The organism is Halegenticoccus soli (assembly GCF_002844195.1).
GTDB classification, from domain to species: Archaea; Halobacteriota; Halobacteria; order Halobacteriales; family Haloferacaceae; genus Halegenticoccus; species Halegenticoccus soli.
Window position 1 is genome coordinate 243,055 of sequence record NZ_PEND01000001.1, and the last position, 14,121, is coordinate 257,175.

Below are 14,121 nucleotides of genomic sequence, written 5' to 3' on the forward strand. Positions count from 1 at the left end.
CGACCGCCGACCGCCGGTCGAGTCGGTGTCACGCCCCCGACGCGTCGGCGACGGGCGCGACCGTCCGTCGGCGGAGCCCGAACAGCCGGTAGTAGCCGTGGACCCGGCGGCGGCGGAACCCGTTGGCTTCGAACACCCACTGCGAGGGTCGGTTGTCGACCGCGACCAGCGCGGTGGCGCGGTCGGCCCCGAACTCCTCGCGGGCCGTCTCGACCGCCCGGGCGACGAGGGCCGTCGCGATTCCGCGCCCCCTGTGGTCGGGGTCGACGAACAGGCGACGGACGTACGCGCCCTCGAACGCCATCGACGTCTCCAGGGGGGCGACGTACGGGTCGTCGTCGACGCTGAGGAACAGGCGGCCGACCGCGGTACCGTCGTCCAGCGCCGCGACGACGAGTTCGCCCGGCCGGAGTTCGTCGAACGCCCCGCCCGTCGCGTCGAGTTCGTCGCGGCGGAAGACGCCGAGTTCGACGCGCTCGTCGACCCGCCGCGCCGCGGTCCGCTCGTCGTCCGCCCGCCGGGTTCCGGCGACGTACTCGTACATCCGAGCGCCCTTCACCCCGACCCGTTCCAGCGACTCGTACAGCGCCCGCCCGTACCGGTTCCGGGTCAGCCGCCAGAGTGGAAGCATGCGGGCGGTGGGTCGCGTCGGGGGGCTAAATAGCCGGCGTGCGAACCGATGGCGAACCGCCGTCGGTCGAGGCGGCTCCCGGGCGCTCGCGGCGGGACGAAACCCCGAAAAGGGTCGACGGCCTACGACGGGGCGATGACGGAGCAAGACGGGCCGGACGCGGATCCAGACGGTTCGAAGGACGACGAGCCGGCTCCGAACGCCGGCGAGGTGGGCGGCGACGAGCCGGTCATGACCACCGACGAGGTGAACGCCGACGGGGCGACGGAGAAGGACGGGACGTTCCTCGTCACGGCCGCCGACGAGGGCTCCGCCGTCCTGAAGGACGTGACCGACGGCCAGGTGCACGCGCTCTCGTCGAATCCGGGCGTCGAGCGGCACGACGCGGTCGAGGGCGTCGTCGCGTCCGACCCGCCGCTGAACGTCTCCTGGCGGCTCGTCGAGATCAGGGAACGGCGGGCGCTCTCCGTCGAGGAGAGCGCCGAGTCGCCCACGGCGACGACGAAGGGGATCGCGGCGGAACGGGACGCGGGCGATCTGACGCGCAGACCCCGAGCCGGAACCGGCGAGATACACGTCATCACCGTCCCCGAGGGGACGACGGAGCGGGCCGTCCGCGACGTGCTGGACGACGAAGAGGGGCTGCTCGCCAGAGCCGCCCGGCTCGGCGTCTCCCGGGTCGAAATCCGCTCCGCGCCGGGGGTCGTGAGCGTCCGCTACATGCCCTGATCCCCGATCCGGCGGTCGATCGGCGGCCGCGCGAACGCGCTCCGGCGCGAACCGGCGATTTACCGTTCGGGCTCCGGCCCGGCCGCGCTCTGGACGAGCCAGCCGCCGCGCATCTCGGCGTCGCGCTCCGCGAACTCGATCTCCGTCTCGGGACCCATCGCGTCGCCGCCCTCGACCGCCTCGACCCGGAGCGGGACGTCGAGCGTGTCCCCGCAGCAGCCGACGTCGGCGAACTCCTCCCACTCCTTGCCGACGAACACCCCGCCGACGGTCTTTCGGAGGTAGTTCACGTACCGGTCGCTTTCGAGCTGATCGCGCCCCCAGTCGCTCAGCTCCGCGGGGTACGAGACGACGACGCGGTCTGCCGGAGTCTGCGCTTCGCTCATGCGCGCGAGTACGCGCCGCGCGAACATAGGCTCCGCGGCGGACCGGGAGTCCGCGCCGGGTCGAGAGCGCGGTGCGACGGATTGAGAAGGCTTATTCAGTGGGCCCTCACACCGCCGCGCATGGTTACGTTCGAAGTACCGGAGGTCGATTACACCCGGTACACGAATCGCCAGCTCGCGGCCGTCCCCGTCGCGGTGCTCGTCGTCGCCCTCCTCGTCATCGCGGGATGGTACGTCGCGACGGGCGCGCCGGTGACGCCGGGGCTGGATTTCACCGGCGGGACGGAGCTCCGGATCGCCGTGGACGCACCCTCCGACCAGGCGGCGCGCGAACAGATCCGCGCCGCGTTCTCGGAGGAGCCCGAGTCCATCAGATCCGTCCCCTCCGACGGGACGTACGTCGTGACGTTCAAGGCGTCCGACGTCGGCGCCGCACAGCTCGAACGGCAGGCCGAGGACGCCGGCTTCGATATCAGATCGATCGACTCCGTCTCCGCGAGCTTCGGCGCCGAAACCCAGCGGCTCGCGCTCGGCGGCGTCGCGCTCGCGTTCGTCGGCATGAGCGTCCTCGTGTTCCTCCTGTTCCGGACGTTCGTCCCCTCTATCGCCGTGGTCCTCTCCGCCTTCTCGGACATCGTCATCCCGGTCGCCATGATGAACCTCCTCGGCATCGAACTCTCGCTGGGGACGGTCGCGGCGCTCCTCATGCTCATCGGGTACAGCGTCGACTCCGACATCCTGCTCAACAACCACATCCTCCGGCGATCCGGCGACTTCTACGAGTCGACGTACCGGGCGATGCGGACCGGCGTGACGATGACGCTCACGTCGCTCGCGGCGATGATCGTCATGACGATCACGGCGACGGTCTTCGGCATCCAGCTGCTGTCCGCGATCGGCACGATCCTCGTCTTCGGCCTCGCCGCCGACCTCATGAACACCTACATGCTGAACCTCAGCCTCCTTCGCTGGTACAAGTACGAGGGGGTGGCGCGCTGATGGGGGCGCTCCGCGACAACTGGCGGGTGCTCCTGCTCGTCGTCTTCGTGCTCGCGAGCACGTTCGCGCTCTTATCGCCGACGGTCGCCCCCGACGAGGGGCCCGGCTCGCCCGGCGCGGCGAGCGAGGGCGCGACGAACCTCAAGTTCGGGCTCGACCTCTCCGGCGGGACGCGCATCCGCGCCCCGCTCGTCGGCGTCACGGCCGAGGAGGTGCAGTTCGGGGGAGATAGCCCCGGACAGGTCGAGCGGAACGTGGCGGCCCAGCTGCGGGGAGCCGACGTGACGGACGTGACGGCCAGGCAGACGAGCCAGTCCGGCGGCACCGTCGAGGTCACGGCCGACAACGTCACCCAGTCCGACCTGGCCACCGCGCTCGACGCGGCCGGCTACGGCCACGGCGAGGTGCGCGACGGCGTCACCGCGCAGACCCGCGAGGAGACGGTCCGCATCCTCGAGGACAAGATCAACCAGGCGGGCCTCTCGGGCGGGACGGTCCAGGAAGTGACGACGGCCTCCGGCGAGCACTTCATCCTCATCGAGGTGCCCGGCGAGGACCGGTCGGAGGTGCTCGACCTCGTGCAGTCGCGCGGCACCGTCCGGGTCGACGTGTACTACCCGGTCGAACGGAACGGGTCGACGGAGTACCAGCGCGACCGGGCGGTTCTGGAGCGCGACGACTTCCAGACGATCGGCGCGGCCCAGCAGGGCGGCAACGGCCAGCCGCCGCACGTCCCCGTCGTCCTCACGCAGGAGACGGCTCCCGAGTTCCAGCAGAAGATGGTCGATACGGGCGTCGCACAGCGGGGCGGTTCGACCTGCACCTACGAGGAGAACCGGCAGACCACCGGTCCCTGCCTGCTCGTCGTCGTCGACGACCGGGTCGTGGGATCGTTCGGGATGCACCCCAGTCTCGCGTCGAGCATGCGCAGCGGCGACTGGGCGAGCGACCCGTCGTTCGTCCTCCAGACGCAGAACTTCTCGGAGGCCCAGGAGCTGTCGATCAACCTCAACGCCGGCGCGCTGCCCGCGAAGCTCGATCTCGGTCCCGACGGCGAGGGCACGTCCTCGTACATCTCGCCGACCCAGGGCGAGAGTTTCAAGACCGACTCCGTCATCACCGGCCTCATCGCCGTGTTCGCGGTCAGCGGGGTCGTGTTCGTCCGCTACGGCGAGGCGAAGGTCGCGCTGCCGATGATCGTGACGGCGCTCTCGGAGGTCGTGATCCTCCTTGGGTTCGCCGCCGGGATCGGCTATCCGATCGACCTCGCGGTCGTCGCCGGGTTCATCGCCGTGATCGGCACCGGCGTGGACGACCTCATCATCATCGCCGACGAGGTGATGGCCGAAGGACAGGTCAGGAGCCGCCGGGTGTTCCGGTCGCGCTTCCGCAAGGCGTTCTGGGTCATCGGCGCGGCCGCCGCGACGACGATCATCGCGATGAGCCCGCTCGCGGTGCTGTCGCTCGGCGACCTGCAGGGGTTCGCCATCTTCACCATCCTCGGCGTCATCGTCGGCGTCCTGGTCACGCGCCCGGCGTACGGCGACATCCTCCGGTCGCTCCTGACCGACGACCGCTGAGGGTCGAACCCGAGCCGTCGCGCCGGTTTCCCTCTCGACCGAGATCGGGACCGCCCGCCGTCCGGGCGTCCGGTCGCCCTTCACTCGGAGGGATTATCGTAGCCAGCCGGTGGTTCTGAAGCCCGTCCTTGGGTGGTGGCTCTCGGTTCGTCGCCGAGAATCTATGAACTCCTCCGATACTCCCTCTCAGTCACGCGCGCTGATCGTTCAGAAACGCGAGCCACCAGGCCCAAGTCGATGAAACGCGGATAGACGGGGTATGAAACTTCCGTCGATGACCTCGCCCGGTGGTCTCTTCGACTACATCGTGCTGTTCATCCTCGCGAGCGCGGCGTTCTTCGGGGCGATCTTCGCGGCGCTGTACTTCGGCGTCATCTGAGCCTCCCGGCCGCCGCGGGCGCGAGATCAGAAATCCGAGAGCGCCGACTGCTCGACCGCGTCGAGGAGGTCGGCGCAGGTCTTCCACGAGGTCCGCGCGCAGGCGGGCAGGCCGTCGTGCTCCCGGACGTACGCCCGGAGGAAGTCCCGGGTCTTCGGGTCGCTCGGGTAGCCGCTGCCGATCGCGCCGTACTCCGCGGCGAGGGAGTCGATCCGCGCGTCGCGCTCGACCTTGGCGACGACGCTCGCCGCCCCGACGAGGGCGTGCCGCTCGTCGGCGCGGTGTTCGGCCAGCACGTCCACCTCCGGGCCGGTTTCTGCGACCGCGGCCCCGACGCGCCGGCCGAACCGCGACTCGTTCACGTCCCCGGCGTCGACGACGACGGCGTCGTCCGCGTCGGCGACGGCCGCGATCGCCTCGGCCTGCGCGAGGACCGTCAGCGCGTTCATGTCCGTCTCCGGGTCGTCTATCGTCTCCACCTCGACGACCGCGACGCCGATCTCGATCCCCTCCGCCGCCCGGAGGTCGGCGGCGACGGCTTCGCGCCTGGCCGGCGCGAGGCGCTTCGAGTCGTCGATCCCGTCGGGTAGTGCACCCGGCTCCGCGCGCACCGCGGCGGCAACCATCGGACCGAGCACCGGACCCTTCCCCGCCTCGTCCGCGCCGACGCGCACCATGGATCCGCAGTGGTCGAGCGCGCACTAATCGGTTTCTCTCCGAACCCGCTCGCCCGCGCCGACGGCGGACGGCGAAAAAGCGGAACGTGGCGGATCTCGGCGGCCGCCGCGAGGACGCGGCGAGGGGCCGCTCAGTCGTCCGCGGGCGTCGGCGTCCGTCTCTTCTCTTCGCGCGCCGACTCCTCGCGTGCGGTCTCCTCCGGCTCCGGCTCGTCTTCGGCCTCGCGGAGGTTCTCACGCAGCGCTTCCCGTTCTCGTTCGAAGTGGTGGCACATGGTAGCTCGCCTCACCAGTCGGTCGGGTCCGGGAAGACAAAACCGTGTCGCCCGTCGGGACGGCGAAGCGTCGTCGCCCGGCGACTCTCCGGCGCTACCGGAAGAACTCCTCGCGCTCGAACGGCTCGTCCTCGCCCTCGACGGCGATCACGTCCAGCGCCGCGACGGTCGCGTCGACGCCGAGGAGCCCCGCGAGGCTGGGCTCGGTCCGCCCCTCGTCGCCGGAGACGAGCTCCTTGATGTAGAGGCCGCCCTCCCCGTGGATCTCGATGGTCGCGCGGCGCGGATCGACGAGTTCGCCGCTCGCGTCGTACACGCGACGCGTCCGCGTGAGGCCCGCCCGACGGTGGTCGACGCGGTGCGGGGTGTACTGCTCGACGGTCGCCCCGCGGAGCTCCGAGAGCGCCTCGTCCAGCGCCTCGGGCGTCACGTCGTCGCCGAACTCGACCGCCGCGCGGTACGTCTTGCTCGCGTCGAGCTCCTTCACCCGCTCGACCATGTCGTGCTCCGCCGAGCGGAGCCCCTCGACTTCGACCTTCCCCTCCGCGAACGCGTTGATGTCGGCTTCGAGGCGCTCGACGTCGACGTCGCGCCGTCGGGGCTCTTTCACCTCGATCACGAACGGGCGGCCGGTGCCGAGCATCCGCGCGTCCACGTCCTCGCGGCCCGCGCCGTGGAACAGCGCCTCGGTGCCGTCCATCACGTCCAGCACGACCGGCGCGGTCAGCCCCTCGACGCTCTCTTCGTACAGGTAGCCCGACCCCCCGCAGTGGTCGCACGCCGTTCGCCCCCGCCGGCCGCTGCCGTCGCACTCCCGGCAGGGCCACTCGGTCTGGGGGATGTCGCGTTCGAGCTTCCGGTACCGGCCGTACACGAACGCCGAGTTGACCGTCGTCTCGACGGTCCCGCGGTCGACGTCGAGGACGAACTGCACGTCCGGCCGGTCGAAGTCGACCCGCGTCCCGGTGAGCCGGCCGATTCGCTTTCCGACCTCGCGGTTGCACTCCGATTTGAACGCCTCGCCGGCGTCCTCGGGCAGCCCCGCGCCCTCGCGGAGCAGGAGTTCGTTCTCCTCGATCAGGGGGGGCGCGCGGGTTCCGACCTGGTAGGTCTCGAACTCCACGTCCCCGACCGCCTCCGCGGCGCGCTCGGCCCACTCGTCGAAGCGGTCAGTCTCGCCCTCGCACACCCAGCACTCCGACGCGTCGACCGGTTCGAACGGCTCGTCGGCGTCGAGCGCCGCCGCGATCCGGAGCGACCGCCCGCGCTCCTCGTTCGTCAGCCCGTAACTGCGGTCGGCGAAGACGCGGCCGAGGCAGGCGTCGCAGACGGGCCCGGCGTCCGCGAGCGCGCGGGCGTCCTCGAGAACACTCATACGGCGACTCAGACGCGGCACCCGTAACTGTCTTGCTATCGCGGGGGGCGGGGAACGGGCGGTCGGCCCGTCTCCGGACCGACCTACCGACCTCCTCATAGGGGTTATCGGAGGAGTTTACAGATTCGTCTCGTGGGATCGACCTCCCGCACCTGGTCGGGGGGCTCGTTCCCCCCGGTCGGCTACGGTACCCCCTATCAGTATCCGCCGCCCCCGCCGCTCTCGTTGCCCGACGGCGTCTGCGCGGGGGTGGGCGTCGCGTACTCGGAGCCGATCTGCACGTCGCCTATCATCGTCTGCGGGTGGTACTCACATCGGTACCGCGCCATCTCCTGGGTCGCCCGGAAGTCGACGGAGCGCGCCTCCCCCACGTTGGCGGTGGACTCGGTCGCGACGAGCTCCTCTCCCCCCCGGTTCAGGATCTGGAACTCGTGGTTCGCCCCGTCGAGGTTGATCCAGACGACCCGGTACTGCTCGCCCGGCTGGAACTTCAGCGGCGGGTTCTCCTGACGGTGGAAGGCGTCGACGACGGGCGACAGCCCCACCCAGTGCTCCGTCAGCCCCCCGAGGACGTACGTCGTCGGCTGCTGTCCGTTCTGCCCGCCGCCCTGCTGCGATCCGCTCTGTGCGCCTCCCTCCTGCGCGCTCCCGAGACCGGCGAGGCCGACCGCCGCCCCGATCCCGCCGACGGCCCGCATGAACCGCCGACGCGGCGCGCGGAAGTCGCTCTCGCTTCGTTGCCGCGTGTGTTCTGTCATTGTCTCTCCTCCCGGTGGAGTGATCAACGGTCGACGTGTTAACTGCTACCTCCGGTCAACTGCCTGACGCGACCGTTCCCGGTCGGCCGTGAGAAACCGTGACAGCGGTCCGGTACGTTCGCCTACGGATGCCGTGGGGCGTGATACCGCGAATCCGAGAAATTTCATGTGCGTCGGACGGGTACCACCGTTACCACCACGGGATCTCACCGATATGACACCTCTTCGAATCCTCTCGGAAAACCGAAACGGAGCGCTGTTCCTGGCGCTCGCGCTCGTCTGGGGCACGTCCTTTATCGCCATCAAGTCCGGCCTCGACGTGCTCCCCCCGGTGCTGTTCGCGGCGCTGCGGTACGACATCGCCGGGCTGCTGTTGCTCGGGTACGCCGCCGTCGCCAGCGAGCGCTGGCGCCCGGAAACCGGAAGCGAGTGGCGGCTCGTCGCCGTCGGCGGAACCCTCATTATCGGCGTCCACTTCGCGCTACTTTTCACCGGCCAGCAGTACGTCACGAGCGGAACCGCCGCGATCGTCCTCAGCACGGCTCCGATGCTGACGCCGGTGTTCGCCTGGCTGCTCCTGTCCGACGAGCGCATCGGGCGGGCCGGGACGGTCGGCGCGCTGCTCGGGCTGGTCGGCGTCGCGATCGTCGCCGACCCCGATCCGGGCGCGATCGGCGACCAGCTTCACGGCGTCGGCCTGCTGTTCCTGTCGGCGGCAAGCTTCGCCTTCGGCGCGGTGCTGGTGAAGCGCATGCGCGCCGCGCTCCCACTCGCCGCGACGCAGGCGTGGATGATGCTCGTCGGCGCGGCGATGTTGCACGGGCTCAGTCCGCTCCTCGGCGAACCGTCCGTCGGCCGCGTCGGCTGGACGCCGGAGGCCGCGGCGGCGCTCGCCTACCTCGCCGTCGTCGCCGGGGCGGTCGGCTTTCTCATCTACTTCGACCTGCTCGACCGCGTCGGCGCGATCGAGATCAGCCTCGTCAACTACGCGGTCCCGGTCGTCGCCGCGCTCGCGGGGTGGGCGGCGCTCGGCGAGCGGATCACCGCGACGACCGCCGTCGGCTTCCTCGTCATCTTCGCCGGCTTCGGCCTGCTCAAGTGGGACGCGCTGTTCCCGCGGATCGTCCGCCTGCAGGCGCGGGCCGGCCGCGGCGCGTCCGCCGAGAACGTCTACGTGCTCGAAGGCGGAGCGTTCTCCGGGTCGTCGGCCGGCGAGCGGGCGTACGCGGACGACTGAGCGCGTCGTCGGCGATGACGAGCCGGCGCGCCGTCGGTGGCGACGACCGCGCGGACGGTTCTCCGCCTCCGTCAGAGAACCCCGGCGGTCCGGAGCAGCCAGAGGAGCGACCCCGTCGCGGCGGCGCCGATCCCGAGAAGGAAAAGGAGGATCGCGCCCGTCGTGACCGCGAGGTATCGGCGGTCGGTCCGGGCGGCGTTCGGGTCGTCGACGCGGGCTTCGAGGAGGGCGACGTTCCTCGCGTTCGCCTTCCAGGCCGCGTCGAAGGCGTCGCCGACGACGGGGATCGCCCCGACGATCGCGTCGACGGAGAGGTTGAACAGCATCCGCAGGAAAGTGGCGCGCGGCACCCCGCTGTGGACCGCCTCGGCGACGATGTACGCCGACAGCGCCGTCGTGGGGAACTCGCCGACGACCGGCACCAGCCCCACCACCGGGTCGAGGCCGACGCGGCGATCCGTCCCCGGAACCCGGATGGCGTTGTCGAGCAGGTAGCTGAGGGCGCGGAGCCGTTCGCGCGTCGCGTCGCCCGCCCCCTCGCGCTCGGCGTCGCGTCTCGGCCGCGTCTGGGCCGGTTGCTCGCTCACGTCAGCCCGGTCGAGCCGCGGGGGCTTGAGTCTCCCGGGCGACCGCCTCAGTCGCACTGGCCGGGGTCGTCGGGTTCGATGCCCGCGCGGCAGGCGTCCGCGTGGGGGTTTCTCGCGGACAGCTGGTCGTCCCCGTCGATCGCCACGGCCGCCTCGACGATCTGCCGCTCCGCGAAGTAGTTCGGCGGGAGGCGGATCCGGGTCGTTCCTTCGACCACCTGATCGTCCCGGAGGCCGTAGACGTACTCCTCCTCGTTGTACACCGTCCCGAGCGCGCAGTCCGCCTGGGCGGTGAGCACCTCCAGGAGCACCTCCTCGTAGGACCCCCGCACCTCGACGGTCGTGCAGTCGACGAACCTGATCCCCGGCGGCCCGGCCGCGCCTCCGCCGTCGTTCCCCGATCCGCGGTCGTCCGTCCCCGTGCCTTCGCCGACGGACTCCGGATCGATCCGCTCCCCGTCGAGGTAAACCGTCGCGTCGCCGTCGACGCGAAGCGCCGCGAGGTCGCCCGTGAAGAGGAACGCGACGACGCCGTCGACCGAACCGCGGACGGTTCCGCCGTCCACCCGCGCCCCGGGATCGATGCGCGCGGCGGGGACCGGTGCGCCGCCGACCGTCCCGGTTCTGACGACGCGGCCCGTCGTCTCCGCCCGGTAGGTGACCGCGGACCCCGCGTCGCGGGCGTCGACGACGAGGTACCGCGCATCGCCGCTCAGCTCGGCCGGCGAGACGCGCGATCCGTCCGCGAGCACCGTGATCCCCCGGTCGGCGCCGAAGAGTCGCACCTCGCCCTCGACGGCGAACTCGGCGGTCCCGTTTCCGATCGCGCCCGCGACGCGGGTCACGCTGGTCCCGTTTTTCGACACGGTCGAGACCTGCTGTTCCGCGCTCCCGCCGGACGACACCGCCCGCCCGACGGTTCCGTCGACGAGGAACTCGTACCGGTTGACGCGCTCGGCCGCGTCGCTCCTGACGACCAGGCGCGTCGCCTCGTCTCCGCGCGCCTGTACGCCCGTGAGCGTCGCGCCGAGCAGCGCGACGCCCCCTGCGAGGAACCGCCGTCGGTAAAAGGACGAATCGTTCATAGGGTGGGTCACTTACGGAATAGTTTGGGCTGATTAATGGGATAAATCTTATTCATCGAAACCTATCGATCAGAACGCGGTACATTCGTCAAAAGGCGTGTGTCCGGTCGGTTGACCGTCGGAGATCACGGGGCGCAATCGGATCAAGCGCCCGTTTCGGGGCCCGAAACGGGTGATTACGCGGACCAGGGGTCCGGACCGGGGATCAGTCGCGCCGCCGCGCGACGCCCGCCGCGGTCGCCACGGCCGCGCCGACCAGCAGGCCGGCGGCGAACGCGGGGTACGACAGCAGCGCGACGGCCGCAAAGGGGATGGCCGTCAGCGCGACCATCGCGGCGAGCGACGGCGCGGGACGTCGGTGGGTCGGCGGGTAAGCGGTTCGGCGTCGGTCGGATCGCGTGCGTCTTCTCATGCTGTTTCCTCGGACGGAGTTGTGACTGGCGGGCGGTGCGAGCGCGGGGCGACCCCGTCAGCCGCGGTCGGCGCCGCGGACCGACTCGATCGCGGCGTCGGCGCGCTTTACGCCGAAGCCGTCGGCGAGCTGCGCCGAGACGGCGTCGTCGTCGACGCGCCCCGGCGGGGGGTCGCCGACGGGGCGGAGTGTGACGGTGACGGTCGCCTCGACCGCGAGGTCGTTCAGGCCCGGTCGGAGGCCGCGAACGTCGAGGTCGTCGACGGCCGTCACGCCCTCGATCCGCCGGATGCGCTCCGTGACGCCCTCGCGGAGGTCTCCGGGGGTGTGTCTCGATACGAGCACCGTGAGATCGGCTCTGGCGACCACTTCGGGCCGTTTCTGGACTGACATGAGGCTCCTGTCGCGATTCGAACGCTGACGCGCGGGGCGCGCCTCCGGGGATCGATTCCCAGGAGCGGTCGGCGTCGCGGTGCGGCGAGCGGCGGAGACGCCTCTCGCGGGCCCGTGCCTCGGGGGCGTCGGCGGGTCGGCCGGTCCCGACGCGGTTCGCGCTCGCGCGAACGACGTGCACGGCGATTCGGGACGCGGCGGACGCGCGGACGCCCGACGGTCGTCGGCGACGACGCGGCGACAGAAGGGAACCGCACCCGGTTCCGACTTCGCAGTCGACGCTCTCCGGTCGGAGTCCGAGAGAACGGTCGACCGTCGCCGCGGCGTCTTCCGCTTACGCGACGACGAGGTCGGACGGGGTGCGCGGGAGCATCACCGCCGTTCCGAACCGACCGCCGTCCCGCTTGGCGCAGGTGCCGACGCGGGGATACCGGCCGTACCCGCCGTTCTCGGCGGAACGGGCGATCGGCCGGAGCGTGTGGTTCGGAACGGTCATGTGCTCACCTCGTGCGTGACCGGGATGTCACGCGAACGACGTACACGATTCATCTTTCGGACGGTACTTAAAATTTGCCGAGGTGTGGGTGGGCATAACGTGGCACGGAGGGGACAGACTCCGTCTCGGGACGTTCAGGCCCGCCTACCCGCGACGGGCTTAGGAGCCGTCGCCTCCGAGTGCCGAACGGAGCACGTCTTGTCATGCCCATCACACCGATCGAGCCGTCCGGGACGGACGGCGCAGCCACGCCCGACTACCAGGAGGTCTCGACGCCGGTGCTTGTCGTCGGAGCCGGCGCGGCCGGCGTTCGCACGGCGATCGAACTGGCCGAGAACGGCGTCAAACCCCTCGTCATCGGCAAGCGCGCCCACGGGGACGCGCACACGACCTGGGCGGCGGGGGGGATCAACGCGGCGCTCGGCAGCCTCGATCCCGAGGACGACTGGACGATCCACGCCGCGGACACGTTCCGGGAGGGCCACTTCGTCAACGACCCCGACGCGGTCGAACTGGTCGCGCGAAACGCCCCGGCGCGGATCCTCGAACTCGACGAGTGGGGCGCCGGGTTCGACCGGACCGACGACGGGAAGATCAACCAGCGGTACTTCGGCGCGCAGTCGTTCCGCCGGACCTGCTTCGTCGGCGACCGGACGGGCGAGGCGATCCTCTCGGCGCTCGTCGCGCACGCCCGCGAACTCGGCGTCCCGTACCGCGACGACGTGATGATCACGCGGCTGCTCTCGGACGGCCGGCGCGTCCACGGCGCGGCGGGCTACGACATGGACGACGGCGGGTTCGTCCTGTTCGAGTCGCCCCGCGTCGTGCTCGCGGCCGGCGGTTACGCCGCGCTGTACAACCGCCACACGTCCGAGGCCGACGAGAACACCGGCGACGGACCGGCACTCGCCTGCGACGCGGGCGCGAACCTGCTCGACGCGGAGTTCGTGCAGTTCCACCCGACGGGCATGGTCGCCCGCGAGGAGTGGGACGACGACTGGGACGGCCAGCTCGTCACCGAGGCCGTCCGCGGCGAGGGCGGTCGACTGTACAACGCGCGGGGCGAGCGCTTCATGGAGCGGTACTCGCCGACGCGGATGGAGCTCGACGCCCGCGACGTCGTCGCCCGCTCGATCGCCCGCGAGATCCGCGAGGGGCGCGGCACCGAGCGGGGCGGCGTGCACCTCGACATCTCCCACCGCGACCGCGCGTTCATCGAGGAGCGCCTGCCGCGGATGTACGAGCGGTTCGCCGACCTCGGCGTCGACATCGCCGAGGAGCCGATGGAGATCGCCCCGACGGCGCACTACTCGATGGGCGGCGTCGACGTCGACCCGCGCACCGGTCGGACGAGCGTCGACGGCCTCTACGCGGTCGGCGAGACGAGCAGCGGGCTCCACGGCGCGAACCGCCTCGGCGGCAACTCCCTCGCGGAGACCGTCGCGCTGGGCCAGCTCGTCGGCGACCACCTCGCCGAGACGATCGACGAGGCCGATCCGACGCTCGACGGGGCCGAATCGGCGCTCCCCGACGGGATGCGGGCGGCGGCCGAGCGGGAGTTCGAGGCGCTCGTCGCCCTGGAGGGGGCGGACGGCGACACCGCGCCGGCGGAGCTCGTCGCGGCCCTCGGAGACCTGCTCTGGGAGCGCGCGGGACTCCTCCGGGACGCCGAGGGGCTCGAAGCCGGCCTCGGCGCGCTCGACGACCTCCGCGGGCGGCTGTCGGATCTCCGCGTCGAGGGCGGCCGTACTGGCCGGGACTTCGAGTTCGCCGTCGACCTCGCGTTCATGTTTGCGGTCGCGGAGGCGATCCTCCGGTCGGCGGCGTTCCGCACCGAGTCGCGCGGGGCGCACTTCCGGACGGACTTCCCCGACGAGGACGACGACTGGCGCGTCAACGTCGTCCTCGCCCGCGGCGACGACGGGATGGACCTGCGGACCCGGCCCGTCGGCACTCCGAGCGAGGAGGTTCGGGAGGCGCTGGACGAGGGATACGAACTGGACTATCACCACCTGGAGTGACGTCCGGCCCCGCCCTCCCGATCCCCGGTTCGTCGGCGTCTGCGTCTGCGTCGGCGGGGGCACACCGACGCGCGAGGCGGGAGGTGGGACGGCGGAAAAGC

General features: G+C 71.3%; 16 protein-coding genes. 5 read left to right on the forward strand and 11 right to left on the reverse strand.

Annotated elements, in window-relative coordinates:
• Positions 1–28: 28 nt before the first annotated feature.
• Complete coding sequence (locus CNO20_RS01225) at positions 29–631, reverse strand: GNAT family N-acetyltransferase (RefSeq protein ID WP_101294215.1); 603 nt, start codon at positions 629–631, stop codon at positions 29–31.
• A gap of 231 nt (positions 632–862) precedes the next feature.
• Here CNO20_RS01225 and CNO20_RS01230 point away from each other — a divergent pair, with 231 nt between their 5' ends.
• Complete coding sequence (locus CNO20_RS01230) at positions 863–1,360, forward strand: DUF5812 family protein (protein ID WP_101294982.1); 498 nt, start codon at positions 863–865, stop codon at positions 1,358–1,360.
• A 59-nt stretch (positions 1,361–1,419) separates the two neighbouring features.
• On the opposite strand, the gene CNO20_RS01235 is transcribed toward CNO20_RS01230, so the two are convergent.
• A complete protein-coding gene (locus CNO20_RS01235; RefSeq protein ID WP_101294983.1) occupies positions 1,420–1,746 on the reverse strand; it encodes a DUF7968 family protein in 327 nt (108 codons plus the stop codon).
• Positions 1,747–1,866: 120 nt separating this feature from the next.
• Between CNO20_RS01235 and secF the strand changes: the two genes are divergently transcribed.
• A complete protein-coding gene (gene secF / locus CNO20_RS01240; protein ID WP_101294216.1) occupies positions 1,867–2,745 on the forward strand; it encodes a protein translocase subunit SecF in 879 nt (292 codons plus the stop codon).
• Entirely contained in the window at positions 2,745–4,325 is a 1,581-nt protein-coding gene (locus tag CNO20_RS01245) for a preprotein translocase subunit SecD (RefSeq protein ID WP_101294217.1), read from the forward strand. The genes secF and CNO20_RS01245 overlap by 1 nt, the downstream gene beginning before the upstream one ends.
• 405 nt (positions 4,326–4,730) lie before the next feature.
• Here the strand turns inward: CNO20_RS01245 and rnhB are convergent, their stop codons facing one another.
• The 4 genes from rnhB to CNO20_RS01260 all read right to left on the reverse strand — a co-directional run bounded on the left by rnhB (position 4,731) and on the right by CNO20_RS01260 (position 7,789).
• Positions 4,731–5,378: a ribonuclease HII gene (gene rnhB, locus CNO20_RS01250; RefSeq protein WP_101294984.1), complete on the reverse strand. Its 648-nt coding sequence runs from the start codon at positions 5,376–5,378 to the stop codon at positions 4,731–4,733.
• Between the two features lie 134 nt (positions 5,379–5,512).
• Positions 5,513–5,671 (reverse strand): hypothetical protein, encoded by a 159-nt coding sequence (locus tag CNO20_RS22850; RefSeq protein ID WP_158237347.1) that lies wholly within the window; start codon positions 5,669–5,671, stop codon positions 5,513–5,515.
• Between the two features lie 79 nt (positions 5,672–5,750).
• Positions 5,751–7,031 (reverse strand): tRNA pseudouridine(54/55) synthase Pus10, encoded by a 1,281-nt coding sequence (locus CNO20_RS01255; protein WP_101294218.1) that lies wholly within the window; start codon positions 7,029–7,031, stop codon positions 5,751–5,753.
• 197 nt (positions 7,032–7,228) lie between these two features.
• The gene (locus CNO20_RS01260; RefSeq protein WP_101294219.1) at positions 7,229–7,789 is read right to left on the reverse strand and encodes a hypothetical protein; all 561 of its coding nucleotides are present in this window, start codon (positions 7,787–7,789) and stop codon (positions 7,229–7,231) included.
• Positions 7,790–8,003: 214 nt separating this feature from the next.
• Here CNO20_RS01260 and CNO20_RS01265 point away from each other — a divergent pair, with 214 nt between their 5' ends.
• Complete coding sequence (locus CNO20_RS01265; RefSeq protein ID WP_101294220.1) at positions 8,004–9,026, forward strand: DMT family transporter; 1,023 nt, start codon at positions 8,004–8,006, stop codon at positions 9,024–9,026.
• Between the two features lie 71 nt (positions 9,027–9,097).
• On the opposite strand, the gene CNO20_RS01270 is transcribed toward CNO20_RS01265, so the two are convergent.
• The 5 genes from CNO20_RS01270 to CNO20_RS22855 form a co-directional block, all read right to left on the reverse strand.
• Complete coding sequence (locus CNO20_RS01270) at positions 9,098–9,613, reverse strand: DUF4112 domain-containing protein (RefSeq protein ID WP_101294221.1); 516 nt, start codon at positions 9,611–9,613, stop codon at positions 9,098–9,100.
• A 47-nt stretch (positions 9,614–9,660) separates the two neighbouring features.
• A complete protein-coding gene (locus CNO20_RS01275; RefSeq protein WP_143423122.1) occupies positions 9,661–10,710 on the reverse strand; it encodes a hypothetical protein in 1,050 nt (349 codons plus the stop codon).
• A 193-nt stretch (positions 10,711–10,903) separates the two neighbouring features.
• Complete coding sequence (locus CNO20_RS22490; protein ID WP_143423123.1) at positions 10,904–11,110, reverse strand: hypothetical protein; 207 nt, start codon at positions 11,108–11,110, stop codon at positions 10,904–10,906.
• A gap of 57 nt (positions 11,111–11,167) precedes the next feature.
• Complete coding sequence (locus CNO20_RS01280) at positions 11,168–11,503, reverse strand: hypothetical protein (protein ID WP_101294223.1); 336 nt, start codon at positions 11,501–11,503, stop codon at positions 11,168–11,170.
• A 334-nt stretch (positions 11,504–11,837) separates the two neighbouring features.
• Positions 11,838–11,999, reverse strand: coding sequence for a hypothetical protein (locus tag CNO20_RS22855; RefSeq protein ID WP_158237348.1), 162 nt, complete (start codon positions 11,997–11,999; stop codon positions 11,838–11,840).
• A 203-nt stretch (positions 12,000–12,202) separates the two neighbouring features.
• Between CNO20_RS22855 and CNO20_RS01285 the strand changes: the two genes are divergently transcribed.
• A complete protein-coding gene (locus CNO20_RS01285) occupies positions 12,203–14,020 on the forward strand; it encodes an L-aspartate oxidase (protein WP_101294224.1) in 1,818 nt (605 codons plus the stop codon).
• Positions 14,021–14,121: the final 101 nt, after the last annotated feature.